Annotated in this window: 23 protein-coding genes and 1 pseudogene; 6 read left to right on the forward strand and 18 right to left on the reverse strand. The window is 59.3% G+C overall.

The genetic code is table 11. The annotated features are described in order from the left end of the window. Nucleotides 1-85 precede the first annotated feature (85 nt). Both WLY71_RS03935 and WLY71_RS03940 read left to right on the forward strand, forming a co-directional pair. Nucleotides 86-472 carry a helicase gene (locus WLY71_RS03935; protein ID WP_347802588.1) on the forward strand — a complete coding sequence of 129 codons (387 nt, stop codon included), beginning with the start codon at nt 86-88 and terminating at the stop codon, nt 470-472. A gap of 141 nt (nt 473-613) precedes the next feature. Next, nucleotides 614-1,930, forward strand: coding sequence for a hypothetical protein (locus WLY71_RS03940; RefSeq protein WP_347802589.1), 1,317 nt, complete (start codon nt 614-616; stop codon nt 1,928-1,930). 77 nt (nt 1,931-2,007) lie between these two features. Here WLY71_RS03940 and WLY71_RS03945 read toward each other — a convergent pair whose 3' ends face one another. The 6 genes from WLY71_RS03945 to exbB all read right to left on the reverse strand — a co-directional run bounded on the left by WLY71_RS03945 (nt 2,008) and on the right by exbB (nt 8,860). Beyond that, nucleotides 2,008-3,408, reverse strand: a complete 1,401-nt coding sequence (locus tag WLY71_RS03945) for an aminoacyl-tRNA deacylase and HDOD domain-containing protein (RefSeq protein WP_347802590.1) — start codon at nt 3,406-3,408, stop codon at nt 2,008-2,010. A gap of 78 nt (nt 3,409-3,486) precedes the next feature. Then, nucleotides 3,487-5,562, reverse strand: a complete 2,076-nt coding sequence (recG, locus tag WLY71_RS03950; protein WP_347802591.1) for an ATP-dependent DNA helicase RecG — start codon at nt 5,560-5,562, stop codon at nt 3,487-3,489. A gap of 9 nt (nt 5,563-5,571) precedes the next feature. Then, complete coding sequence (locus tag WLY71_RS03955) at nt 5,572-6,501, reverse strand: hydrogen peroxide-inducible genes activator (RefSeq protein WP_008150125.1); 930 nt, start codon at nt 6,499-6,501, stop codon at nt 5,572-5,574. A 203-nt stretch (nt 6,502-6,704) separates the two neighbouring features. Beyond that, nucleotides 6,705-7,454, reverse strand: a complete 750-nt coding sequence (locus WLY71_RS03960; protein ID WP_008150128.1) for a TonB family protein — start codon at nt 7,452-7,454, stop codon at nt 6,705-6,707. Continuing rightward, a complete protein-coding gene (gene exbD / locus WLY71_RS03965; protein WP_149630664.1) occupies nt 7,451-7,879 on the reverse strand; it encodes a TonB system transport protein ExbD in 429 nt (142 codons plus the stop codon). Before exbD ends, WLY71_RS03960 begins: the two co-directional genes overlap by 4 nt. Before the next feature lie 6 nt (nt 7,880-7,885). Further along, nucleotides 7,886-8,860, reverse strand: coding sequence for a tonB-system energizer ExbB (exbB, locus tag WLY71_RS03970; RefSeq protein ID WP_347802592.1), 975 nt, complete (start codon nt 8,858-8,860; stop codon nt 7,886-7,888). Nucleotides 8,861-9,048: 188 nt separating this feature from the next. Between exbB and WLY71_RS03975 the strand changes: the two genes are divergently transcribed. Further along, nucleotides 9,049-9,906, forward strand: a complete 858-nt coding sequence (locus tag WLY71_RS03975; protein WP_347802593.1) for an SDR family oxidoreductase — start codon at nt 9,049-9,051, stop codon at nt 9,904-9,906. A gap of 141 nt (nt 9,907-10,047) precedes the next feature. On the opposite strand, the gene WLY71_RS03980 is transcribed toward WLY71_RS03975, so the two are convergent. The 6 genes from WLY71_RS03980 to WLY71_RS04005 all read right to left on the reverse strand — a co-directional run bounded on the left by WLY71_RS03980 (nt 10,048) and on the right by WLY71_RS04005 (nt 15,340). After that, nucleotides 10,048-10,788: a hypothetical protein gene (locus WLY71_RS03980; RefSeq protein ID WP_347802594.1), complete on the reverse strand. Its 741-nt coding sequence runs from the start codon at nt 10,786-10,788 to the stop codon at nt 10,048-10,050. Between the two features lie 57 nt (nt 10,789-10,845). Then, on the reverse strand, nt 10,846-11,226 hold the full coding sequence (locus tag WLY71_RS03985) for a RidA family protein (RefSeq protein ID WP_003229509.1): 381 nt from the start codon (nt 11,224-11,226) through the stop codon (nt 10,846-10,848). Nucleotides 11,227-11,250: 24 nt separating this feature from the next. Continuing rightward, on the reverse strand, nt 11,251-13,356 hold the full coding sequence (spoT, locus tag WLY71_RS03990) for a bifunctional GTP diphosphokinase/guanosine-3',5'-bis pyrophosphate 3'-pyrophosphohydrolase (RefSeq protein WP_033059343.1): 2,106 nt from the start codon (nt 13,354-13,356) through the stop codon (nt 11,251-11,253). Nucleotides 13,357-13,412: 56 nt separating this feature from the next. Continuing rightward, complete coding sequence (rpoZ, locus tag WLY71_RS03995; protein WP_007894670.1) at nt 13,413-13,676, reverse strand: DNA-directed RNA polymerase subunit omega; 264 nt, start codon at nt 13,674-13,676, stop codon at nt 13,413-13,415. A 167-nt stretch (nt 13,677-13,843) separates the two neighbouring features. Beyond that, the gene (gene gmk / locus WLY71_RS04000; protein ID WP_046045040.1) at nt 13,844-14,464 is read right to left on the reverse strand and encodes a guanylate kinase; all 621 of its coding nucleotides are present in this window, start codon (nt 14,462-14,464) and stop codon (nt 13,844-13,846) included. 12 nt (nt 14,465-14,476) lie between these two features. Continuing rightward, a complete protein-coding gene (locus WLY71_RS04005; RefSeq protein ID WP_008150145.1) occupies nt 14,477-15,340 on the reverse strand; it encodes a YicC/YloC family endoribonuclease in 864 nt (287 codons plus the stop codon). A 270-nt stretch (nt 15,341-15,610) separates the two neighbouring features. Here WLY71_RS04005 and rph point away from each other — a divergent pair, with 270 nt between their 5' ends. Further along, entirely contained in the window at nt 15,611-16,333 is a 723-nt protein-coding gene (rph, locus tag WLY71_RS04010; protein WP_010465211.1) for a ribonuclease PH, read from the forward strand. A gap of 28 nt (nt 16,334-16,361) precedes the next feature. After that, the gene (locus WLY71_RS04015) at nt 16,362-16,730 is read left to right on the forward strand and encodes a DUF4870 domain-containing protein (protein WP_347802595.1); all 369 of its coding nucleotides are present in this window, start codon (nt 16,362-16,364) and stop codon (nt 16,728-16,730) included. A gap of 88 nt (nt 16,731-16,818) precedes the next feature. On the opposite strand, the gene crc is transcribed toward WLY71_RS04015, so the two are convergent. Then, nucleotides 16,819-17,598, reverse strand: coding sequence for a catabolite repression control protein Crc (gene crc, locus WLY71_RS04020; protein ID WP_008030595.1), 780 nt, complete (start codon nt 17,596-17,598; stop codon nt 16,819-16,821). An 82-nt stretch (nt 17,599-17,680) separates the two neighbouring features. On the opposite strand from crc, the gene pyrE reads away from it, so the two are divergent. After that, on the forward strand, nt 17,681-18,325 hold the full coding sequence (gene pyrE / locus WLY71_RS04025) for an orotate phosphoribosyltransferase (protein WP_347802596.1): 645 nt from the start codon (nt 17,681-17,683) through the stop codon (nt 18,323-18,325). A gap of 40 nt (nt 18,326-18,365) precedes the next feature. Here pyrE and WLY71_RS04030 read toward each other — a convergent pair whose 3' ends face one another. The 5 genes and pseudogenes from WLY71_RS04030 to WLY71_RS04050 form a co-directional block, all read right to left on the reverse strand. After that, entirely contained in the window at nt 18,366-18,749 is a 384-nt protein-coding gene (locus tag WLY71_RS04030; protein ID WP_347802597.1) for a hypothetical protein, read from the reverse strand. Continuing rightward, complete coding sequence (locus tag WLY71_RS04035) at nt 18,736-19,308, reverse strand: hypothetical protein (RefSeq protein ID WP_046053850.1); 573 nt, start codon at nt 19,306-19,308, stop codon at nt 18,736-18,738. The genes WLY71_RS04030 and WLY71_RS04035 overlap by 14 nt, the downstream gene beginning before the upstream one ends. Before the next feature lie 17 nt (nt 19,309-19,325). Beyond that, nucleotides 19,326-19,535: a hypothetical protein gene (locus tag WLY71_RS04040; RefSeq protein WP_347802598.1), complete on the reverse strand. Its 210-nt coding sequence runs from the start codon at nt 19,533-19,535 to the stop codon at nt 19,326-19,328. Nucleotides 19,536-19,725: 190 nt separating this feature from the next. Further along, the gene (gene argB / locus WLY71_RS04045; protein ID WP_008007602.1) at nt 19,726-20,631 is read right to left on the reverse strand and encodes an acetylglutamate kinase; all 906 of its coding nucleotides are present in this window, start codon (nt 20,629-20,631) and stop codon (nt 19,726-19,728) included. Between the two features lie 25 nt (nt 20,632-20,656). Beyond that, a pseudogene (locus WLY71_RS04050) lies at nt 20,657-22,060 on the reverse strand (phosphomannomutase/phosphoglucomutase); the annotation flags it as partial. Nucleotides 22,061-22,232 lie beyond the last annotated feature (172 nt).

A 22,232-nucleotide genomic window follows, 5' to 3' on the forward strand; every position in this document is an offset into this window, starting at 1 on the left:
TCTTCTAACGCAACCAGATAGTGGCGTTATAGCTCGAAGCCGCTACACTGCGCCGGCCGTTCATTTTCCTTTTGAGGCTGTGCGCATGAAATTTCGTTTTCTTCTGTGGATGCTGGGTTTGTTGATGGGTAAGGCCAGTCGGACTAATCCTGCGTTTCAGCAGCAGTTGGGTGACAAGGAGCTTGTATTCCAATTACAGACCCTGGACGGGAAAGTGGCGCGGCATTTCTTTGTGAAGGATCAGCGCATCACCAGCAAGTCCGGCGTGTATGCCGAACCTGCGTTTGCGATTGCCTTTAAAGACGCGGCGTATGGCTTTGCCACGATGCAGGCGAAGAACAAGCAGTTGGCGTTTATGACGGGGATTCAGGACAAGTCGATTCAGATCAAGGGCAACCCGGCGCTGGTGATCTGGTTCCAGGGGTTGACCAAGTATTTGAAGCCTCGGAAAAAAACATCGACTAATAGTTGAATGGGGTGCTCACAAGGCCAGTTATTTGGCCTGTAAAGAATATAGACCTGTCAGATCTGACAGGTGCGATCGTTCATACCTGCGTGCTTCACTGTTGTGAGCCTGATTTTCGGGCCTAAATCGCAATGATGGAGCACGATCATGAACAAGGACCAAGCAGGTACTCCTGATAACGGCTTTGGTGAGAATGGACTGGTTTCTGCGCCATTTTCCGGTGTGCCGGGCCTTCCACGCGCGACGCTCGCGCTACCCAATAAGCAATTGCTCGTCGCAGTAAGCCGTTGGGGAATAAGAGAACAGGCGCACTTAGTCAGGCTGAACGAAAATGGCACACCTGATCTCGCATTCGGGTCTAACGGTGCTATTGAAATTCCTTTCGAATGGGGAGTCTGGTTTTATCCCGACGGACTGAGCAGACGTCCGGACGGTGGCTGGCTCATATCTGGAAGTGTCGTTGATGACAGGCACATAGGTAGCTTTCTGACCATCGTTCGCCAAGATGAGGATGGCCAAATGGATCCTTCTTTTGGTGAAGACGGCAAAGTCATCATCAACGTTGAAAAACTTGTTGAAGATCATTATGGGTTGCAAGCCCAACTGACTGGCCAACCAACGAATGAGAAAGCGCCAGAAAGTCGCCTTTCGCAGGGGCGTGGCAGCGACATTGCTGCTGTTGAGCAGGATGGCAAGATCGTTGCAATCACCACCATTTCTTATGGTTCCAATGAAGTTCGGGGAGTAGTGCTGCGGTTCAATACTGATGGCTCTCTCGATAAAAGTCTAAATGGCATAGGCTTTTTGCTTGTCGATGTACCAGGTATCCACTACAAGCGAAACTGGGCGAATGCGCATGTCGTTCAGAAAACCGGAAAAATCCTGATTTGTGGCATGTTTCGTCGCAGTGAGAGTGAGCCGTTTGAGGCATTTGTGATGCGCTATAACCAAAACGGCAGCGTTGACACTTCATATAACGAAGGCAGCGGATCAGTCATCATTTCCAAAGATAGACAGCGCCATGAGTTTACAAACATGACGCTCAGAGCAGACGATGGTGTCGTTGCTATTGGTACCAGTAACGGTGAAGGATTGGTTGTTGTTCTGACTCCCGAGGGAGTATTCAATCAAGTCTTTAACGGCGGGCAGCCTCTGTATTCCCGTATCGATGCAAGAAGCCTGGCTTGGCGCAGATGTGATTTGCAAAGCACTCCGGGCAGGTTGGTTGTTTCTGGACAGGGCGACCGCCACTCACTGCTAATTGCGCGCTTATTTGACGACGGAAAACCTGATACTGACTTCGGCGAGAAAGGCTGGGTTACCTTCCTGGCTGGCCAAGGAGAGAGCGCTTCCTATAGCGGCGGTACTCTTATGGATGACAACCGCATGGTCGTGTGCTGTGAAATCAGTGTTGGGGATGGAGAGGGGCAGCCTGTTGGGGCGGTACTCCGCTATCTGGGATAATGGTTTTCGCATATTTATTTTGTACATCAATGTAAAACCCGCTCCACTTGATCAAGTGGAGCGACTTTGATATGTGCCTAAGCTTGGGTGAATTGCGAAGCCAGTTCACGCAGCAGCACTTCAGCCTCAAGCACTTTGCTGACGACGTCATTGGCTTTGTCGCGAGTCAGGCCGACGCGTTCCAGCAAGGCATCCGGAATGTCTTCATCTGGCCCGGAGCCGACGCCACGGCTACGCAACAAACGCACAGCCAGGCACACGAGGTTCGGGTACTCGGCGTAATTGCCGTCGTAGCTCGGGTCGTGCTGGAAGCGCAGGGCGGTGGCCAGCTCTTCGGGCATGTCCCAGTAGCGCATCAGCCACGAGCCGATCTGTTCACGGCTGATGCCCAGCAAGTGTTGCTCGACGTAGCTGTGGCACAGGTGCGGGTTGACCTCCAGGTGGCGGCAGATCAGCGAGAAGTGCGGCGGGAAGACGTGGGCCAGCAGCAAGTAGCCGAAGTTGTGCAGCAGGCCAGCGAGGTAGGTCAGGCCGGCTTCCGGGCGCTGGGCGCGGGGCATGGCGCGGGTCAGGCCTTCGATGACGGCGGCGGTGTAGATCGATTGCTGCCAGTACGGCGTGGTGTGTTGCGGATGGTCTTTGGGCAGGCTCAGGGTTTTTCCCAGGGCCAGGCCCAGCGCCAGGTTGATCACCAGGTCGAAACCCAGCACCCGCACGATGGCGTCTTCCACTGAACGAATCTTGCCCGGCGAGGCGTAGTACGGCGACGCCGCCCAGCTCACAACCTGTGCGGCCAGGGCCGGGTCGGTTTCGACGACGCCGGTGATGTCGTCGATGGTGGCGTTGGGGTCGACGCGCAGTTTGATGATTTTCTGCGCGGTCTCGGCCAGCGGCGGAATCTCGATGGTCTCTTCCAGGCGCTGCTGGATGCGCCGCGCGGTGAACGCTTGAACGGCCTGGGTGATTTCCTCGCGGTCATCGTGAGGGCGGTCGAGGTTCGGACGGATGCTGGTCAGGGCTTCGCCGAAGTTGGCGGCGCTGGACTTGGTCAGCATGGTCTTGAAGTCTTCACTGGTGACTTCCAGCAGCACGCCGGGCTCACCCGAGTTGATCAGCAACTTCGGCTCGCGCAGCAGGCTTTCTTCATACAAACACGGTGAACTGGTGAGCGCCGGCATGCCAGGCAGCAGGCTCAGGTTGTGTTTGCCGAGCATTTTTACCAGGCGTTCGGTCGACACGGCGGTGAGGCGGCGGCCCGTCAGTTCGGCGAGGCGATTGAGGTCCAGCAATTGGTTCTGCGGGAACAGCACCATGAGCGTGCCCACGGCGTCATCGAGCAGAACAGCCTGCACTTTGCGTGCGGCGTTCAGGCCGTGATGGTCGAGGACTTCTTCGTGGGCGATACCCAGTTTGCCCAGCATCAGCCGAATAACCGACGGAGCGTGCGGGGTGGCGGGTGCGAGGGCAACTTCGGTCATGGTCTGTATCCGTTTTAAAACAATGGCAGGAGTATAACCAGCTTGCTCAGAACGGTGGCTCAGAAACTGCGACGGTGCTCACACTTGGCCGTATTGCTGTCCATGACGTAGCCAGCGGTCGAGCAGCGGGCTGACGTGATCCGGCCAGCGCTCCAGCAGCGCCTGGGCGGCGTCGCGCACGGCGGGCAGCAGATCGGCGTCGCGCACCAGGTCAGCGACCTTAAATTGCAGCAGGCCGGTCTGACGCGTGCCGAGCATTTCACCGGGGCCGCGCAGCTCGAGGTCTTTTTCGGCGATGACAAACCCGTCGTTGGTTTCGCGCATGATGCCCAAACGCTGACGACCGATCTGTGACAGCGGTGGATGGTAAAGCAGCACGCAATGACTGGCCGCGCTGCCCCGACCCACACGACCGCGCAACTGGTGCAATTGCGCAAGCCCGAGACGTTCTGGGTTTTCGATGATCATCAGGCTGGCGTTGGGCACGTCGACGCCGACTTCAATCACCGTGGTGGCGACCAGCAGTTGCAGGTTGCCGGCCTTGAATTCGGCCATGACCGCGGCTTTCTCGACGGGCTTCATGCGACCGTGGATCAGCCGGACCTTCAACTCGCCGAGGGCGGCGGTGAGATCTTCGTAGGTGGTTTCGGCGGCCTGGCAGGTCAGCTCTTCCGACTCTTCGATCAGCGTGCACACCCAATAGGCCTGACGCCCTTCGGCACAAGCGCCGCGCACCCGCTCAATGACTTCGACGCGCCGGGTATCGGTGATCAGCACGGTGTTCACCGGGGTTCGACCGGGCGGCAGTTCGTCGAGGATCGAGGTGTCGAGGTCGGCGTAGGCGCTCATGGCCAGTGTCCGCGGGATCGGTGTCGCGGTCATGATCAGCTGGTGCGGACACATCCGCCCGCCAACACCTTTCTGCCGCAATGCCAGGCGCTGTTGCACGCCAAAGCGGTGTTGTTCGTCGATGATCACCAAGGCCAGGTTCTTGAATTTCACCTCGTCCTGGAACAGCGCGTGGGTGCCAACCACCATCGGCGTGCCGCTGGCGATTTGCTCCAGTGCGGCCACGCGGTTCTTGCCTTTGAGCTTGCCGGCCAGCCACGCGACTTCAATGCCCAGCGGTTCGAGCCAGCGTTTGAAGGTGATGAAATGCTGCTCGGCGAGGATTTCGGTGGGCGCCATCAGTGCCACTTGATAACCGGCCTCCAGGGCCTGGAGTGCGGCGAGGGCAGCGACCACGGTTTTACCCGCGCCGACGTCGCCCTGAATCAGCCGCAACATGGGTTCGTGCTGATTGAGGTCGTAAGCGATTTCGTTGCCGACCCGTTGCTGAGCGCCGGTTGGAGCGAAGCCTAGATTGGCCAGATATTGGGCCGGCAACCGGGTGGCATTTGGCATCGCCGGCGCGCGCAGGGAACGCATGCTCTCGCGCAGGCGTTGCTGGGACAGTTGATGCGTCAGCAGTTCTTCGAAGGCCAGACGGTGCTGCGCCCAGTGATGACCGAGGGCGAGTTCGTCGACGTCGGCATCGGCGGGTGGGTGATGCAGGTAACGGATCGCATCGGCCAGCGGTGCCAATTGATAGTCACGGGCCAGTTCGGTCGGCAGCCAGTCGGGCAGGCTGGTCGGGCCGAGCATCGTCAGAGTCTGCATGCACAACTGGCGCAAGCGCTGCTGGGTCAGGCCTTCGGTGAGCGGGTAAACCGGGGTCAGGGTTTCGTCCACCGGCGGCGGCTCGTCGCCGGTGATGGCGCGGTATTCCGGGTGATAGATCTCCAGCCCTGACGCACCGGGCCGCGCTTCGCCGTAGCAGCGAATGCGCGTGCCGCGTTTGAGGCCTTCTTTTTGGGCGTTGCTGAAGTGGTAGAAACGCAGGCTGAGCCCGCCGGTGCCGTCCTGCAGGCGCACCACCAGGCTTCGGCGGCGGCCCATGACCACGTCGGCGCCGCTGACGGTGCCTTCGATCACGGCGTCTTGCCCGGGGCGCAAATGGCCGATCGGGACCACGCGAGTGCGGTCCTGATAACGCAGCGGCAGGTGAAAAAGCACGTCCTGGAGATTCTCCAGGCCGACCTTGGCCAACTTCTCGGCCATGGCTTCGCCGACACCCTTGAGTGCCGTCACCGACACTTGCGACAACTCGGTCATGGCAGCGACTTAGGCCGCAACCACCGGTGCTTGCGGCTTGGCCACCGAGCACAGGCGAATGGAGTCAGCGAGGATTTCAATCGCCTTCGGCCGCGGGAAGCTTGCGCGCCAGGCGATGGCCACGGTGCGGAACGGCACCGGAGGCGTCAGTGGACGCACTTCGATCACGCCGGGAGCGTAGTGATGGCTGTCGACCGCCGACAGCGGCAGGATCGAGATGCCGAGGCCGGACGCAACCATGTGGCGGATGGTTTCCAGGGAGCTGGATTCCACCGTGGTGTGCTTGGCGCCGTCGTTGCCTTTGGCCAGGGTCGGGCAGGCTTCCAGCACTTGGTCGCGGAAACAGTGGCCTTCGCCGAGCAGCAGCAGGCTCTTGTCGTTGAGCAGGGCGGCGTCGATGGATTCTTTTTGGGTCCACGGGTGCTGGGCCGGCATCAGGACGTAGAACGGTTCGTCGTAGAGCTGGAGGGTCAGCACGTCGGCTTCGTTGAACGGCAGGGCGATGATGATCGCGTCGAGCTCGCCGTTGCGCAGTTTGTCGCGCAGCACGTGGGTGAAGTTTTCTTCGATGTACAACGGCATCTGCGGGGCGACCCGGTGCAGTTGTGGAATCAGGTGCGGAAACAGGTACGGGCCGACGGTGTAGATCGCGCCGACTTTCAGCGGGGCAGTCAGCTGGTTCTTGCCGGCCTGGGCCAGTTCGCGGATGCCTTGGGCCTGTTCCAGCACTTTCTGCGCCTGGGCGACAATGCCTTCACCGACCGGGGTCAGGCGCACGGCACTCTTGCTGCGCTCGAAAATCAGCACACCGAGTTCGTCTTCAAGCTTTTTCACGCCCACCGACAGAGTCGGCTGGCTGACGTGGCAACGCTCGGCCGCGTGGCCGAAGTGCTGCTCTTGGGCGAGGGTAACGATGTAGCGTAATTCTGTAAGAGTCATAGCAAGCGTCCATGAAGTTGCGGGCCAAGCATACCGGCTGCAATCGATAGACGCACGTTATCAGACTGAGTGTGTTGAGTGACACAGGGCAAAGCAGGTTTGCCGCTGGCGGATATGCAAAAGGCACCTTTTCGGGTGCCTTATTTGCTTGATCACGGAATTTTCTGCTGCTGGATAACCCTGTGGGAGCGGCGGTGTCTGTTTTAGCGCCGGCGTTTTTCCAGCGAGTAAACAAACGGTGCAACGATTTCGATGGCGCCATTGGTCAACATGTCAGCCGGTGGCTTTGGCAGCGGCTGGGCGCGGCGGATCATTTCCAGGGTGGCCCGGTCCAGATCGGCAGTGCCGGAACCGCCCACCAGTTCGAACGACAACACGTTACCTTCAGCATCCACCACGAAGCGCAGACGGTTCATGCCTTCCTTGCCCCGCGCCTGCGCACTGGCCGGGTACTTCTTGTACTTGGCCAAGTGAGCGAGCAGGGTGCCTTGCCAACTGGCCTTGGCCGCTTGCTGCGCCGGTGATGGGCCCGGTGCCGGCTGAGCGGATTTCTCCGTTGGCGCCTGAGTCGGTTGCGCGTCGCTCGGTTTTTCCTCGGACGGCTTCTCTTTAGGCGGTTCCGGTTTTTTCTCCACAGGCTTGGGCGGTTGAGGCTTTGGCTTGGGTTTGACCGGTTTCGGCACGGCGATCTCGGCCTTCGGCACTTCAGCCAGCTTCGGTATCGGCAGTTCTTCCACCGGGGCGGGTGGCTGTGGCGGCGTTATGACCTTCGGCGGTGCCGGCGGTGGTGGGGCCGGCACCGGCGCCAACTCGACCATCATCGCCTGCGGCGGCAGCTCGATCGGTGGGCGCGACGTCCAGTTCAGCGCCAGCGCAATGGCCAGCGCATGGACGCCCAGCACCACGGCCAGGCTCGCGCTGTAACGCGTCAGCTTTTGGCGCGTCGTGATCATTTCTTGACTGCCGTCTCGAGTCCGACCAGACCCACCTTCAGGTAACCGGCAGAGCGCAGGTTGTCCATCACGCTCATCAGGTCGCCGTAATCCACGCCTTTGTCGGCCTGGAAGAAGATCGTCGTGTCTTTCTTGCCTTTGGTCTTGGCGTCGAGGGTGGCGCCGAGTGCTTCGGCCTTCACTTCGTCTTCGCCGAGGAACAGGCGTTGGTCAGCCTTGACGCTGAGGAACACTGGTTTCTCTGGTCGTGGCGCCGGTTTGGCGCTGGAAGCGGGCAGATCGACCTTGATGTCTACGGTGGCGAGCGGGGCCGCCACCATGAAGATGATCAACAGCACCAGCATCACGTCGATGAACGGCGTGACGTTGATTTCGTGGTTCTCGGCCAGATCGTCGTCTGCGCCTTCTCTCAAATGCAGGCCCATGGCCGATTACCCCACTTTCACCATGTGCGGTTGCGAGCTGCGCTCGGTCGGCAGGTGGTCGAGGTCGCGGCTGACCAGCAGCAGGACTTCTGCCGACGCGTCGGACACCTGCGCCTTGTAACCGGCGATGGAGCGGGCAAAGACGTTGTAGATCACAACGGCCGGAATCGCGGCAACCAGACCCAGCGCGGTTGCCAGCAGGGCTTCGGCGATGCCGGGAGCTACGACGGCGAGGTTGGTGGTCTGGGTTTTGGCGATGCCGATGAAGCTGTTCATGATGCCCCACACGGTACCGAACAGGCCGACGAACGGCGCGGTGGAACCGATGGTGGCGAGCACGCCGGTGCCGCTGCTCATGTTGCGACCGCAGGCTGCAACCAGACGCTCGAGGCGGAAGGCGACGCGTTCCTTGATGCCTTCTTTCTCGCGGCTGTTGACCGACAAACGCATCTCTTCTAGGGCGTCATGCACCAGCAAATTGGCGAGGGTGCCTTGCTTGGTGGCTGTCACACTGGCTTCTTTAAGGGTGGTGGCTTTTTTCAGGTGGACGATTTCGGTGCGCAGACGACGCTTGGCGCCCATCAGCTCGAAGCCTTTGGCGATCCAGATGGTCCAGGTGATGATCGAGGCGATGGCCAGGCCGATCATCACGATTTTCACGATGATGTCGGCGTTCTGGTACATGCCCCACGGCGACAGGTCGTGGGCCATGCCCAGGGTGTTGTCGGCTTCGAGGACTTCCGGAACGTCTTCGGCGGCGGTGTCTACGGCTTGGGCCGGGTCGGTCGCAGCCGGGGTAACATGATCGGCTGGAGCTGGAGCTGGAGCTGCATTGGCTGCATTGGCTGCTGGAGCGGCTGGCGCTTGTGCGTCAGCGAAAGCGGCGGTCGGCGCCAGCATCAGGCTGAGCAGCAGGGCGGCCACTGCGCTCCAGGCGCGAGGTCGTTTGGTTGGCGAAGCGGGGAATTGATTGCGTGTCATGCTGGCCGGACCTGAGAAAGAAAAACGGTAGATGCTCTTCCAGGCCTCGTGAGGCCGAGAACAAAAGTGGCAGGCATTATTGCAAGTAATTCTTGTTAACAAAAGTAATAGAGTATCTTTTTTCCTGCATTGCTAGCCGCTCGTCCATTGCCGGCGCTAGTCTGTGCCTTTCCAATGGGAGTTTTCTGATGTCCGCGCCCTCTGTTTTGATCGCCGGCTGCGGTGATGTCGGCAGCCGTCTGGCTACGCAATTGCTGGCTTGCGGGTGGGAGGTTCATGGCCTGAGGCGTGACATCTCACGCTTGCCCCAGGGGGTCATTGGCATTGCCGGTGACTTGTTCAATGAAGACTGTCCGGCGACCTGGCCAGTCGGTGCGGTGGATTACCTGGTGTATTGCGCGGCTGCCACCGATCACGATGAGGCCGGTTATCGCGCTGCTTATGTGCAGGGCTTGCAGCATGTGCTGGACTGGCTGAACGACTACGGGCAGGTGCCCAATCGCCTGCTGTTTGTTTCCAGCAGCAGTGTGTATGGCCAGCAGGATGGCGAGTGGGTCGATGAGACTTCGCCGACCGTTGCAACAGGCTATTCGGGTCGATTGATGCTAGAGGCGGAGCAAGTGGCACTCCAAAGCGGCATCCCGGCGAGCATCGTGCGCTTGACCGGCATTTACGGCCCGGGGCGCGAACGGCTGCTGACGCAGGTTCGTCGGGGTTATCGCGTGGCCGTCGATCCACCGTTGTACGGCAACCGCATTCACGCCGACGATGCGGCGGGGTTGATGGCGTTTTTGCTTGAGGCTGATCGACGCGGTGTGGCGCTGGATGACGTCTACATCGGTGTGGACGATGCGCCTGCGCCGCTAGCCGAAGTGGTGGACTGGTTGCGTGAGTATCTGGGTGTGACCGAATGGGCCGAAGACGCGAGCGTGCGCCGCACTGGCAGTAAGCAATGCAGCAATGCTCGGGCGAAAGCCTTGGGCTGGACGCCGAAGTACCCAAGCTATCGCGAAGGTTATGCGGCGATTCTCGAAGGCCGCTGCTGACTTCCAGACCCCGCTAACCAAATGTGGGAGCGAGCTTGCTCGCGATTGAGGCCCTAACGTTCAACATCATCGTTGACTGTTAGCCCGCCATCGCGAGCAAGCTCGCTCCCACATTGGTTTTGCGTTGGCTTTAAGGCCGGGTTACTGCTTTTCCAGCAACCACTTGCGATCACCCGGGGTGAACTGCGGCATTTCATCCGCCTGTGCGGTGTTCACGGCCTGGAGGATTTCCAGTTCCTTGCCCTTGCGCGCAAAGATCCAGGTGTTGCCCTGACCATTCGCCTGTAGCCACATGTTGTCATTGCCGCCGCTCATCGACGCGCAATCACCGGCCAGGCACAGGGCATAGCGATCCGCCCCCGGCAGACCTGCAACCTGGCCGTCAGCCTGGAATTGCACGGTATTGCCTTCACCGGGACCGCTGACGACTTTCCAGCTACCGCCCATGTAGGCCGAATACAGTGCGCGTTCAAAACTGGCACCCATCGGTGCGCCGTCCGGCACAGGAATCAGTGCGCGGTCGAAGACCTGTTCTGGTTCGTTGTCGCTGGCGACCTGGCTCAGTTGCTTGCCGTCACGCTTCAACTCACTACCCGAGCTGCCATAAAAGTCGATTTTCCAGGCGCCGGACTCTTCGCCCAGCAGCTTGCCGTCGACATTTTCAAAACCGTTGGTGTAGCGGGCCTGGCCGGCCTTGGTGTTGACGTCCCATTCCAGGTTCGGACCATAGGCCTGGAGCGCTTCGCGCAGGGGGCCGCCTTTGGCTGCTGCATCGATCGCCACTTGATTGATCCAGGTGCCGCTGATGTCACGGTCGGCAGGGTTGCTGGCACAACCGCCCAAGAGTAGGGCGACCAGCGAGAGAGCTAGCGCTTGGCGCATGGTGGAATCCTTTCAGAAACGGAGTCGGCGCAGCCTCAAAAAGCTGCGCCGGATGTATTACTCGATGACCAGAATGGCATCCATTTCAACCTGCGAACCCTTTGGCAGGGCTGCTACGCCGATGGCGGCGCGGGCAGGGTAAGGCTGGTCAAAGTACTTGCCCATGATCTCGTTGACCTTGGCGAAGTGGCTCAGGTCGGTGAGGAAGATGTTCAGTTTGACGATGTCCTTGAACGAACCGCCAGCGGCTTCAGCCACGGCTTTGAGGTTCTCGAACACCTGCACGGTCTGGGCTTCGAAGCCTTCTACCAGTTCCATGGTTTTTGGGTCCAGAGGAATTTGACCCGACATGTAAACGGTGTTGCCGGCCTTGATCGCCTGGGAGTAAGTGCCGATGGCGGCCGGGGCCTTGTCGCTGGTGATAACTGTTTTGGTCATGAATAGCTCCTTGTAATGAGTGGCTTACGCACGCATGCGAGTGATGCGAATCACCCCGGTCAGGGCGCGCAGTTTCTTGATCACGCGGGCCAAGTGCACGCGGTCGTGCACGCTGACCACCAGTTGGACCACGCTGATGCGACCATCGCGTTCGTCCATGCTGATTTTTTCGATATTGCCGTCGGCCGCGTTGACGCTGCTGGCCAGCAGAGCGATCAGGCCGCGCTGGTGTTCCAGCTCGACGCGCAGCTCGACATTGAATTCGCCGGTGACATCCTTGGCCCACGAGAGCTGGATGCATTTTTCCGGGTTGTGGCGGATTTCGCTGATGTTGCGGCAGTTGTCCAGGTGCACGACCATGCCTTTGCCCGCAGACAGGTGGCCGACAATCGGGTCGCCCGGGATCGGTGTGCAGCACTTGGCGTAACTGAGGACCAGGCCTTCAGTGCCACGAATCGCCAGCGGGCCTTCCGCGCTTGGCAGCTGCTCGCCTTCGCCAAGCAGTCGGCGGGCGACCACGTATGCCATGCGATTGCCCAGGCCGATGTCTTCGAGCAAGTCTTCGATCAGTTCGAGACGGTACTCGGTGAGCATCGCTTTGACGCGCTCGGCCGCGACTTTCTCCAGCGAGCTGTCGAAGCCATTCAGCACTTTGTTCAGCAGGCGTTCGCCGAGGCTGATGGATTCGGAGCGGCGTTGCAGTTTCAGCGCATGGCGGATGTGCGTCCGCGCCTTGCCGGTGACCACGAAGTTGAGCCACGCCGGGTTCGGCCGCGCGCCGGGGGCGCTGACGATCTCGACCGTGGAGCCGCTTTGCAGCGGTTCGGACAGCGGTGCGAGACGTCGATTGATCCGACAGGCAATGCAGCTGTTGCCCACGTCGGTGTGCACCGCGTAAGCGAAGTCGACCGCCGTGGAGCCTTTGGGCAGCTCCATGATCCGGCCTTTGGGCGTGAACACGTAGACCTCGTCCGGGAACAGGTCGATCTTCACGCTCTCGATGAATTCCAGCGAGTTGCCGGCCCGTTGCTGCATCTCCAGCACGCCTTTGACCCACTGGCGGGCGCGGGCATGAGTACCTTTTGGCTGCTCATCGCCACTGGATTTATAGAGCCAATGGGCGGCGATGCCGTTGTTGGCCATCTCTTCCATTTCGCGGGTGCGGATCTGGATCTCGATCGGAACGCCGTGCATGCCGAACAATGTGGTGTGCAGCGACTGGTAGCCGTTCGCCTTGGGGATCGCGATGTAATCCTTGAAGCGCCCCGGCAACGGTTTGTACAAATTATGCACAGCACCCAGCACGCGGTAGCAGGTATCGACCTTGTCGACGATGATCCGGAACGCATAGACGTCCATGATCTCGTTGAAGGCCCGACGCTTGCCGCGCATTTTCTTGTAGATGCCGTAGAGGTGTTTCTGACGACCGCTGACCTCGCCCTGAATGCCGTCGATGGCCAGGCAGTGGCTGAGTGATTCTTCGATCTTGTTGACGATTTCCTTGCGGTTGCCCCGGGCGCGTTTGACCGCCTGGTTGATCCGTGCGGAACGCATCGGGTGCATCGCCTTGAAGCCGAGGTCTTCGAATTCTATGCGGATGGCGTGCATGCCCAGCCGGTTGGCGATGGGCGCATAGATTTCCAGGGTTTCCTTGGCGATTCGTCGGCGTTTTTCGCCGGACAGGACTTCCAGGGTCCGCATGTTGTGCAAGCGGTCGGCGAGTTTGACCAGGATCACGCGAATATCGCGGGCCATGGCCATGGCCATTTTCTGGAAGTTTTCAGCCTGGGCTTCGGCCTTGGTCTCGAAGTTCATCTGGGTCAGTTTGCTGACCCCGTCGACCAGTTCGGCCACGGTTTCGCCGAACTGCGCTTGCAGCGCTTCCTTGGCAATACCGGTGTCTTCGATTACGTCATGCAGCATCGCAGCCATCAGGCTCTGATGGTCCATGTGCATGTCGGCAAGAATATTCGCAACCGCAAGTGGGTGCGTGACGTACGCCTCGCCGCTACGGCGGCGCTGGCCATCGTGGGCTTGTTCGGCGTAGAAGTACGCTCGGCGGACCAGGTTGACCTGGTCCTTGCCGAGGTAGGTCGATAAGCGATCGGCGAGGGCGTCTATGCTCGGCATGATGAAACCTGCCGTTCGCTGTGACCCCGCGCCGTGCTACGTCGACCAGGCATGGCTTAGACTGCCTCGTTGGACTCGTCCTCGAACGCTGCGAACAGCGGTTCGTCTTCGACGATTTCAGCGTTGGCGATGAACTCGTAGCTCATCAGGCCTTCAGCGATTTCACGCAAGGCTACAACGGTAGGCTTGTCGTTTTCCCACTGAACCAGTGGCTCTTTGCCGCCGGTGGCCAGTTGACGGGCACGCTTGGTAGACAGCATGACCAGCTCAAAGCGGTTTTCCACGTGGTTTAGGCAATCTTCAACGGTTACGCGGGCCATGGTATTCCTCGGAGCGAATGCAATATGCGCGCTGCCCGGTTGGGCGAGCGGACTCAACAGTTTAAAAAATCACCAGCGATTAGGGAAGCGCTGATTTTTTGACCAAGCTCTTCGACGCGCTGCAAGTGCCAATGTAAAGCCCTTGCAGCGGTTTTGGGAAGTGCTGTTTAGCCGAGCAATTCGGCCAAAAGTTTTCCGTTACGCTGCTGCTGGCGCTTCTGATGCAGCTGATTGGCACGGAAAATCGCCTGCAAATCGCGCAGTGCGTGGGCGAAATCGTCGTTGATGATCAGGTAATCGTAGTCGACGTAGTGACTCATCTCGCTGACGGCTTCGCGCATCCGGCCTTCGATGATCTCGTCGCTGTCCTGGCCGCGATTGGTCAGGCGCTGGTGCAAGGCTTGCAGGGACGGCGGCAGAATGAAGATCGAACGAGCCTGGGGCATCAACTTGCGCACTTGCTCGGCGCCCTGCCAGTCGATTTCCAGAATCAGGTCGTGGCCTTCGTCCAGGGTCTGCTGCAAATGGCTTTGCGAAGTGCCGTAGAGATTGCCGAACACTTCGGCGCGCTCGAGGAAATCCCCATGCTCGATCATCTTGACGAACTCGCTGCGTTCGACGAAGTGATAGTTCACGCCGTTCACTTCACCGGGGCGCATGGCGCGGGTGGTGTGGGAGACGGAGACGCGGATCTCCTGATCAGCGTCGGTCAGGGCCTTGACCAGGCTGCTCTTGCCCGCGCCCGAAGGTGCGGAAATGATGTACAGGGTGCCGGTGCTGTGGGTCATGTGGGGTTTGCCTTACTCAATATTCTGCACTTGTTCGCGCATCTGCTCGATCAACACCTTGAGGTTGACCGCCGCCTGGGTGCTGCGCGGGTCGAAGGCTTTGGAGCCCAGTGTGTTGGCTTCGCGGTTGAGCTCTTGCATCAGGAAGTCCAGGCGCCGACCTGCAGCGCCACCGGATTTGAGCACCCGGCGAACTTCGATGATGTGAGTGCTCAGGCGATCCAGTTCTTCGGCGACGTCGCTCTTTTGCGCGAGCATGACCATTTCCTGCTCCAGCCGCTGCGGATCCATCTCGGCCTTCATGTCGGCGAAGCGGTCGAGGACCTTCTGGCGCTGGGTTGCAAGCATCTGCGGGACCAGTTCACGCAGGGTCACCACGTCTTCTTCAATGGAGGTCAGGCGATCGTTGATCAACCGCGCCAGCTCCGCGCCTTCGCGCTCGCGGCCGGCCTTGAGTTCTTTCAGGCCTTCGTTGAACAGCGCCAGGGCTTCGGCATTCAGGGCTTGCGGGTCGGTCGCGTCGCCCACCAGCACGCCGGGCCAGGCCAGGACTTCCAGCGGGTTCAGCGCGGCCGGATTTTTGATCAGGCCGGCGATGGTCTCGGCGGCGGCGACCAATTGCGCAGCGCGCTCGCGGTCCACTTGCAGTGGTTTGTCGGTATTTTCTTCGGTGAAGCGTAGGGTGCATTCAAGCTTGCCCCGGGAGATTCCCTGGCGCAGCGCTTCGCGGACCGCGCCTTCGAGGTCGCGAAAGGACTCAGGCAGACGCAAATGCGGCTCCAGGTAGCGGCTGTTGACCGAGCGCAGTTCCCAGCTCAGGGTGCCTTGGGCGCCGGCTTTCTCGACGCGGGCGAAGGCGGTCATGCTGTGCACCATGGAGGTACCTCGCAATGCAGGTTCATGCGTTACCAAAGGTTTCGCAGGCCTGATCTATATGAATTTAAGCCCAGAGGCAGCAAAGGCGCAGGATTGTAGCGCAGTGGGGCGAATGCGCCCAAACACACGGTGTGACAAAGGGCTGCAGGCCGTCGGCAAAGCGCTGTTCAGGGCCTTCAGTCGTCGGGGGATTTTTTTAGAAGTGCCCACTCATGGCCCTGCGGCTCTATAATGCTCCGCAGTTTTCCGTCCCCCGTACAGGTATTCCCTATGAAACGTCCAAGTGGTCGCGCTGCCGATCAGCTCCGCTCGATCCGCATTACCCGCAACTACACCAAACACGCCGAGGGATCTGTACTGGTCGAGTTCGGTGATACCAAAGTCATCTGCACCGTCAGCGTTGAGAACGGCGTGCCGCGTTTCCTCAAAGGTCAGGGCCAAGGCTGGTTGACCGCTGAATACGGCATGTTGCCGCGCGCCACTGGCGAGCGTAACCAGCGTGAAGCGAGCCGCGGCAAGCAAGGCGGCCGCACCCTGGAAATCCAGCGTCTGATCGGTCGTTCCCTGCGCGCTTCGCTGGACATGTCCAAGCTCGGCGACGTCACCCTGTACGTCGACTGCGACGTGATCCAGGCTGACGGCGGCACCCGCACCGCGTCTATCACCGGCGCCATGGTTGCACTGGTCGATGCCTTGAAAGTGATCAAGAAGCGCGGCGGCCTGAAAGGCGGCGACCCGCTGAAGCAAATGATTGCTGCCGTATCGGTGGGCATGTACCAGGGTGAGCCGGTACTTGACCTCGACTACCTGGAAGACTCGGCCGCCGAGACCGACCTGAACGTGGTGATGACCAGCACTGGCGGCTTCATTGAAGTCCAGGGTACTGCCGAAGGCGCACCATTCCAGCCGGAAGAGCTGAACGCTATGCTTGAGTTGGCGAAGAAAGGCATGACCGAAATCTTCGAACTGCAAAAGGCTGCGCTGGCCGACTGATCGGACTGCTTCACGCAAGGAGGACGCCATGAGTGACGAGCAACAGCTGCTTCCCACACCGAGCAAAGAGGTTCGGCAGTGGGCAATGTTTTGTCACCTCTCGGCGTTTCTCGGTGTCTGGTTGCCGTTTGGTCACCTGATTGGGCCGTTGATACTCTGGCAGTGGAAGCGTGAAACCGATCCTTTCATCGACGCCCAAGGCAAGGAAGCGCTGAACTTTCAGATCACCGTGGCCCTGGTCTCGGGTATCTGTTACCTGCTTATGCTGGTGTTGATCGGTTTTGCGCTGCTGCCGCTGGTACTGATCGGGGCGATGGTGCTGGCCATCATTGCCGGGCTCAAGTCCAATGAAGGGGTGCCTTATCGCTATCCCTTCACTTGGCGGTTGGTGAAATAAGCAGCATCACCAATCCCCACAGGTTTTTTCAGCGCGCACAAAAAAGCCGACACTGAAGTCGGCTTTTTTGTGTCTGCGAAAAGACGCTTTAGATGGTCAGCGTCCAGTCGTAATCCACGATCAGCGGTGCGTGCTGCGAGAACCGTGGCTGACGAGGCAAGCGCGCGCTACGTACGAAACGGCGCAGGCCCGGGGTCAGTATCTGGTAGTCGAAACGCCAACCGAGGTTGAGCATTTCAGCCTGTTCGTTATCCGGCCACCAGCTGTACTGGTCACCTTCACGGCTGACTTCACGCAGGGCATCGACATAGCCCATGTTGCCGACAATCTCGTCCATCCAGGCACGTTCAGGTGCCAGGAAGCCCGGGGATTGCTGGCTGTCACGCCAGTTTTTGATATCCAGCTTCTGTTGCGCCACGTACAGCGAGCCACAGTAAATGTACTCGCGACGTTTGCGTCGCTGTTTATCCAGATAACGGGCGAAATCGTCCATTAGCTTGAACTTCTGGTTCAAGTCTTCATCGCCGTTCTGCCCCGAAGGGAGCAGTAAGGTCGCGATGCTGACCTTGTCGAAATCGGCTTGCAGGTAGCGCCCGTAGCGGTCGGCCGTCTCGAAGCCGAGACCGCTGATGACTGCCTTCGGTTGCAGCCGCGAATACAAAGCCACGCCACCTTGGGCGGGAACTTCGGCTTCGCAGGCATAAAGGAAGTAGCCATCCAGTTGGAAGGCTGGATCGTCCAGTTCAAAGGCGGAGGCGCGGGTGTCCTGCAGGCAGATGACGTCGGCATTCTGTGCTTGCAGCCAACTGAGCAACCCTCGCTCCACTGCAGCCTGAATACCATTGACGTTCACACTGATGATCCGCATAAATGGCCCCAAAAATCGCGTGCGTGTATGATACACGGCGTCAACCTAATTAGCTAAATCCGTGGTATTTGGGGTTTTTTTCATGCAAGCGTATCAGCGCGATTTCATTCGTTTTGCCATCGATCGCGGCGTTTTGCGCTTCGGCGAGTTCACCCTGAAGTCCGGACGCACCAGTCCTTACTTCTTCAATGCCGGCCTGTTCAACTCGGGTTCGGCCCTTGCACAGCTGGGTCGTTTCTACGCGGCAGCCATCATCGAGAGCGGTATTTCGTTCGATGTATTGTTTGGTCCGGCGTACAAAGGCATCCCTTTAGCGGCGACCACCGCAGTGGCCTTGGCCGAGCATCATGACCGTGATTTGCCATGGTGCTTCAACCGCAAGGAAGCCAAGGCTCACGGCGAAGGCGGCAGCCTGGTCGGCGCACCGTTGACCGGCGACGTGCTGATCATCGACGACGTGATCACCGCTGGCACTGCCATCCGCGAGGTGATGCAGATCATCGCTTCGCAGGACGGCGCCAAGGCGGCGGGTGTGCTCATCGCCCTGAACCGTCAGGAGCGTGGCAACGGCGAGTTGTCGGCCATCCAGGAAGTGGAGCGTGACTTCGGCATTTCTGTGATCAGCATTGTTTCGCTGAACCAGGTGCTCGAATTCCTGGCTGACGATCCGCAGCTCAAACAACACCTGCCGGCGGTTGAAGCCTACCGCGCGCAGTTCGGCGTCTAACGTAAAGGCCTGTTTTTACAGGGCCTTTTTCATCTGGCGATTAACGCAGGCTGCGCCATTTCGCACACAGGCGCAGGGTTAACCGGGCGTTGAACAGCGCAAACACCATCAGTGCAAACACAACCATCACGTAAAGTGTGCGATCCACGTCAAAGTCCCAAAGATCCAGCGTGCTGCTGGCCATGATTTTCACGGCGGCAGGCAAGTTGACGTAAAACAGCGCCAGGAAGGCGCTGGTCAGAGGGAGGGCGCAGGCGAACAAAACGTTCGTTACCTTTTTTCGGCTACGTTTTCTGGCGAGCGGGCCAGGTTGGCTTTCATCCAGCTCCAGTGCTTCATGCAGCCTCGACCACGCCAGGTTGAACATGAAGGTGGTCAAGGTCAGCAGCAATCCACTGACCGCCACGATGTCACTGAACGGCATTGATCCCCAGCGTTGCGCAGAGCAGGTCGTGGGAATCCTCGCTAATCTCGAACTGCCCGGCGCTGCCTTTACGTTTTGTGATGGGTTTGAAGGTCGGCTCGTTCTGTGTGATCAGCATGTTCAGCTCATCACGAATGACGTCCGAACTGATCACCACCAGGTACACCGTCTGTGCATGTTCCGCAGACTCGATCACGGCTCGCATGCTGTGCTGCAGAATATCGTCCAGCTGATTACGAAAGCGCGAAACCGTGTTTTTCAGCAGGGTTTTGCTTTGGCTCTGGGTCAGCTGAAAAATCGTCGATATCTGAGATTCGGTCGGCAATGTCTGCCCGAAGTAGCTTTGAATCAGATACAGCAAGCGATCCTGTTTCGCTTCATCGGCCCGACTCGGCATGCCGCCTTCTACCAGCATTTTCAAGTATTCGGTCAGGCTCGCCTTGGCGATACGTTGTAAGGCATGAGCGATTTCGCTGTCGGATATCTTCAGGGTCTTTTTGACCGGCTCCTTCTGCTCCTGCTCGAAAGCCTGGGCGTCGATCGTGAACGAGATCTGCATGGCTGAGACTCCCGTGATCACTTACCGGATTTCGGATAAGGGTCGTCCGTTGCGTCTCCTTGGCCGCTGAGGATTTTCCAGCCGTTTTGTACGTGCATTGAATCCAGGCGTTGCGGGCAGGGCGGCAAGGATTTTTTCGATTGGTTGGAATACTCGTAGCCGCAGTCGGCGCATTCGTAGGTGCCTGCGGAAACGTCGCTGCCGTTAGGTGCGTAAATTTTTTGCATGGGGTAGCTCTCCTGTGGATACAGGGAAGATCCTATGCGGATTAATGCTGGCGGGATGTCGGACGTTTCGCTGAGTCAGGTCGGACGTTTCCGGTAGACATAAAAAAGATCGCAGACTTCGTCAGCTCCTACGGAATATTCGTACATCCATAGGTGCTGCTGAAGGCTGCGATCTTTTGACGTTCTTGAATCAGTGACGCTTGCGATTGCTGATCAAGGTACCCACACCGGTGTCGGTGAAGATTTCCAGAAGAATCGCATTCGGCACCCGGCCATCGATGATCAATGAGCTGCCCACGCCGCCTTGCACCGCTTCCAGCGCGCAACGGATCTTTGGCAGCATGCCACCGTAGATGGTGCCGTCAGCGATCAAGTCGTCGACCTGTTGGGTGGTCAGGCCGGTCAGGACCGTGCCCGACTTGTCCATCAGGCCGGCGATGTTGGTCAGCAACATCAGCTTTTCAGCTTTCAGCGCTTCGGCGACTTTACCGGCCACCAGGTCGGCGTTGATGTTGTACGACTCGCCGTTGGCGCCGACACCGATTGGCGCGATCACCGGGATGAAGTCACCTTTGACCAGCAGGTTCAGCAGGTCGGTGTTGATGCCGACCACTTCACCGACCTGGCCGATGTCGATGATTTCCGGTTGAGTCATCTCCGGCGTCTGGCGAGTGACGGTGAGTTTCTTCGCACGAATCAGCTCGGCATCTTTACCGGTCAGGCCGATGGCGCTGCCACCATGACGGTTGATCAGGTTGACGATGTCCTTGTTCACCTGGCCGCCGAGGACCATTTCCACCACGTCCATGGTTTGCGCGTCAGTCACGCGCATGCCATCGATGAAGTGGCTCTCGATCGACAGACGCTTGAGCAGGTCGCCGATTTGCGGGCCGCCGCCGTGAACCACCACCGGGTTAATGCCGACGGCTTTCATCAGCACGATGTCGCGGGCGAAGCCGGTTTTCAGCTCCTCGCTTTCCATCGCGTTGCCGCCGTATTTGATCACCAGCGTCTTGCCGACATAGCGGCGAATGTAAGGCAGCGCTTCGGACAGGACCTTGGCGGTGTTGGCGGCGGCTTCGCGTTCGAGGGTCATTCAGGGCTCCGGGTGCTTCAGAAGATCAAAACGGTAATTGGAGATCAGGTGCAACACGCTTCAACTGGACTTTGAATACGTCCTTGATGCGCTGCAATTCCGCCTCGTCATCGGCCTCGAAGCGCAGCACCAGCACCGGTGTGGTGTTGGACGCGCGCACCAGGCCCCAGCCTTTGGCGTAGTCGACTCGCACGCCGTCAATGGTGGTCAGGTCGGCGCCTTCGCCCCACTTCGCGTCGTGCAGAGCATCAATGATGCTGAATTTGCTCTCTTCGGTCACATGGATATTGATTTCCGGCGTAGAAATATCGTTCGGGAAGGTCGCAAACAGCTCTTCCGCGGTGGATTTTTCTTTGCTGAGGATCTCCAGCAGACGAGCGGCGCTGTAAATGCCGTCGTCGAAACCGAACCAGCGCTCCTTGAAGAAGATGTGGCCGCTCATTTCGCCGGCCAGCAGGGCGCCGGTTTGTTTCATTTTCTTTTTGATCAACGAGTGACCGGTCTTCCACATTAGCGGGCGACCGCCGTATTCCTTGATCAATGGCGTCAGGCGTCGGGTGCATTTGACGTCGAAGATGATTTCCGCGTCAGCATTGCGCGCCAGCACGTCGCGGGCGAATAGCATCAGCAGACGGTCGGGGTAAACGATGCTGCCGGTGTTGGTCACCACGCCGACGCGGTCGCCGTCGCCGTCGAAAGCCAGGCCCAGGTCAGCGTTGGTTTCCTTGACCTTGGCGATCAGGTCCACGAGGTTTTCAGGCTTGCCTGGGTCCGGGTGGTGATTCGGGAAGTTGCCGTCGACGTCGCAGAACAGCGGGATGACTTCGCAGTTCAGGGCTTCGATCAGTTGCGGGGCGATCACGCCGGCCGCGCCGTTGCCGCAGTCGACCACGACTTTGAGGCGACGAGCCAGTTTGATGTCCTGGACGATTTCGGTGTTGTAGCGGTCGAGGATCTCGACCTGGGTGACGCTGCCCTTGCCGCTGCTCAGGTTGTTGGTCTTGAGGCGTTCGTGCAGGGCCTGGATCTGTTCGTTGGCCAAGGTGTCGCCAGCGATGACGATCTTGAAGCCGTTGTAGTTCGACGGGTTGTGACTGCCGGTGAGCATGACGCCGGATTTGCCTTCCAGCACGTTGGCGGCGTAGTACAGCGCTGGTGTTGGCACCAGGCCGACGTCGCTGACGTGGCAACCGCTGTCGGCGAGGCCTTTGATCAGTTGCTCCACCAATTCCGGGCCGGAGAGGCGACCGTCACGGCCAACGGAAACGTTCGGTTCGTCCTGGGCCAGGCTCTGGGAGCCGATGGCGCGACCGAGCCAATAAGCGGTTTCAGCGTTCAAGAATTCCGGGACGGTGCCGCGAATATCGTAGGCGCGGAAGATGCTGTCGGGGAACTTGGGTGCGACTTGGGCTGGGGTGCTCATTACTGGAAATGCTCCATCTCGAAGGGTGGTTGGACCTGCTGCGAAGAACTCGTCGGCAGGCTCAAACTGAAGGGTATGACGGCGTTTTCCACTGAGAGTTCGTGGTGTGTAAAGGCCATGACCCCAACATTAGCGAGCGATTGGCTGGCCAATGCCTTGATTTTGGGCGGTAAACCTT

Origin of the sequence: Pseudomonas rossensis, assembly GCF_039888995.1 — a bacterium.
GTDB classification, from domain to species: domain Bacteria; phylum Pseudomonadota; class Gammaproteobacteria; order Pseudomonadales; family Pseudomonadaceae; genus Aquipseudomonas; species Aquipseudomonas rossensis.

Coding starts and splice junctions, on each gene's coding strand:
- WLY71_RS03935 (WP_347802588.1), top strand. CDS start 86: ATGAAATTTCGTTTTCTTCTGTGGATGCTGGGTTTGTTGATGGGTAAG.
- WLY71_RS03940 (WP_347802589.1), top strand. CDS start 614: ATGAACAAGGACCAAGCAGGTACTCCTGATAACGGCTTTGGTGAGAAT.
- WLY71_RS03945 (WP_347802590.1), bottom strand. CDS start 3,408: ATGACCGAAGTTGCCCTCGCACCCGCCACCCCGCACGCTCCGTCGGTT.
- recG (WP_347802591.1), bottom strand. CDS start 5,562: ATGACCGAGTTGTCGCAAGTGTCGGTGACGGCACTCAAGGGTGTCGGC.
- WLY71_RS03955 (WP_008150125.1), bottom strand. CDS start 6,501: ATGACTCTTACAGAATTACGCTACATCGTTACCCTCGCCCAAGAGCAG.
- WLY71_RS03960 (WP_008150128.1), bottom strand. CDS start 7,454: ATGATCACGACGCGCCAAAAGCTGACGCGTTACAGCGCGAGCCTGGCC.
- exbD (WP_149630664.1), bottom strand. CDS start 7,879: ATGGGCCTGCATTTGAGAGAAGGCGCAGACGACGATCTGGCCGAGAAC.
- exbB (WP_347802592.1), bottom strand. CDS start 8,860: ATGACACGCAATCAATTCCCCGCTTCGCCAACCAAACGACCTCGCGCC.
- WLY71_RS03975 (WP_347802593.1), top strand. CDS start 9,049: ATGTCCGCGCCCTCTGTTTTGATCGCCGGCTGCGGTGATGTCGGCAGC.
- WLY71_RS03980 (WP_347802594.1), bottom strand. CDS start 10,788: ATGCGCCAAGCGCTAGCTCTCTCGCTGGTCGCCCTACTCTTGGGCGGT.
- WLY71_RS03985 (WP_003229509.1), bottom strand. CDS start 11,226: ATGACCAAAACAGTTATCACCAGCGACAAGGCCCCGGCCGCCATCGGC.
- spoT (WP_033059343.1), bottom strand. CDS start 13,356: ATGCCGAGCATAGACGCCCTCGCCGATCGCTTATCGACCTACCTCGGC.
- rpoZ (WP_007894670.1), bottom strand. CDS start 13,676: ATGGCCCGCGTAACCGTTGAAGATTGCCTAAACCACGTGGAAAACCGC.
- gmk (WP_046045040.1), bottom strand. CDS start 14,464: ATGACCCACAGCACCGGCACCCTGTACATCATTTCCGCACCTTCGGGC.
- WLY71_RS04005 (WP_008150145.1), bottom strand. CDS start 15,340: ATGGTGCACAGCATGACCGCCTTCGCCCGCGTCGAGAAAGCCGGCGCC.
- rph (WP_010465211.1), top strand. CDS start 15,611: ATGAAACGTCCAAGTGGTCGCGCTGCCGATCAGCTCCGCTCGATCCGC.
- WLY71_RS04015 (WP_347802595.1), top strand. CDS start 16,362: ATGAGTGACGAGCAACAGCTGCTTCCCACACCGAGCAAAGAGGTTCGG.
- crc (WP_008030595.1), bottom strand. CDS start 17,598: ATGCGGATCATCAGTGTGAACGTCAATGGTATTCAGGCTGCAGTGGAG.
- pyrE (WP_347802596.1), top strand. CDS start 17,681: ATGCAAGCGTATCAGCGCGATTTCATTCGTTTTGCCATCGATCGCGGC.
- WLY71_RS04030 (WP_347802597.1), bottom strand. CDS start 18,749: ATGCCGTTCAGTGACATCGTGGCGGTCAGTGGATTGCTGCTGACCTTG.
- WLY71_RS04035 (WP_046053850.1), bottom strand. CDS start 19,308: ATGCAGATCTCGTTCACGATCGACGCCCAGGCTTTCGAGCAGGAGCAG.
- WLY71_RS04040 (WP_347802598.1), bottom strand. CDS start 19,535: ATGCAAAAAATTTACGCACCTAACGGCAGCGACGTTTCCGCAGGCACC.
- argB (WP_008007602.1), bottom strand. CDS start 20,631: ATGACCCTCGAACGCGAAGCCGCCGCCAACACCGCCAAGGTCCTGTCC.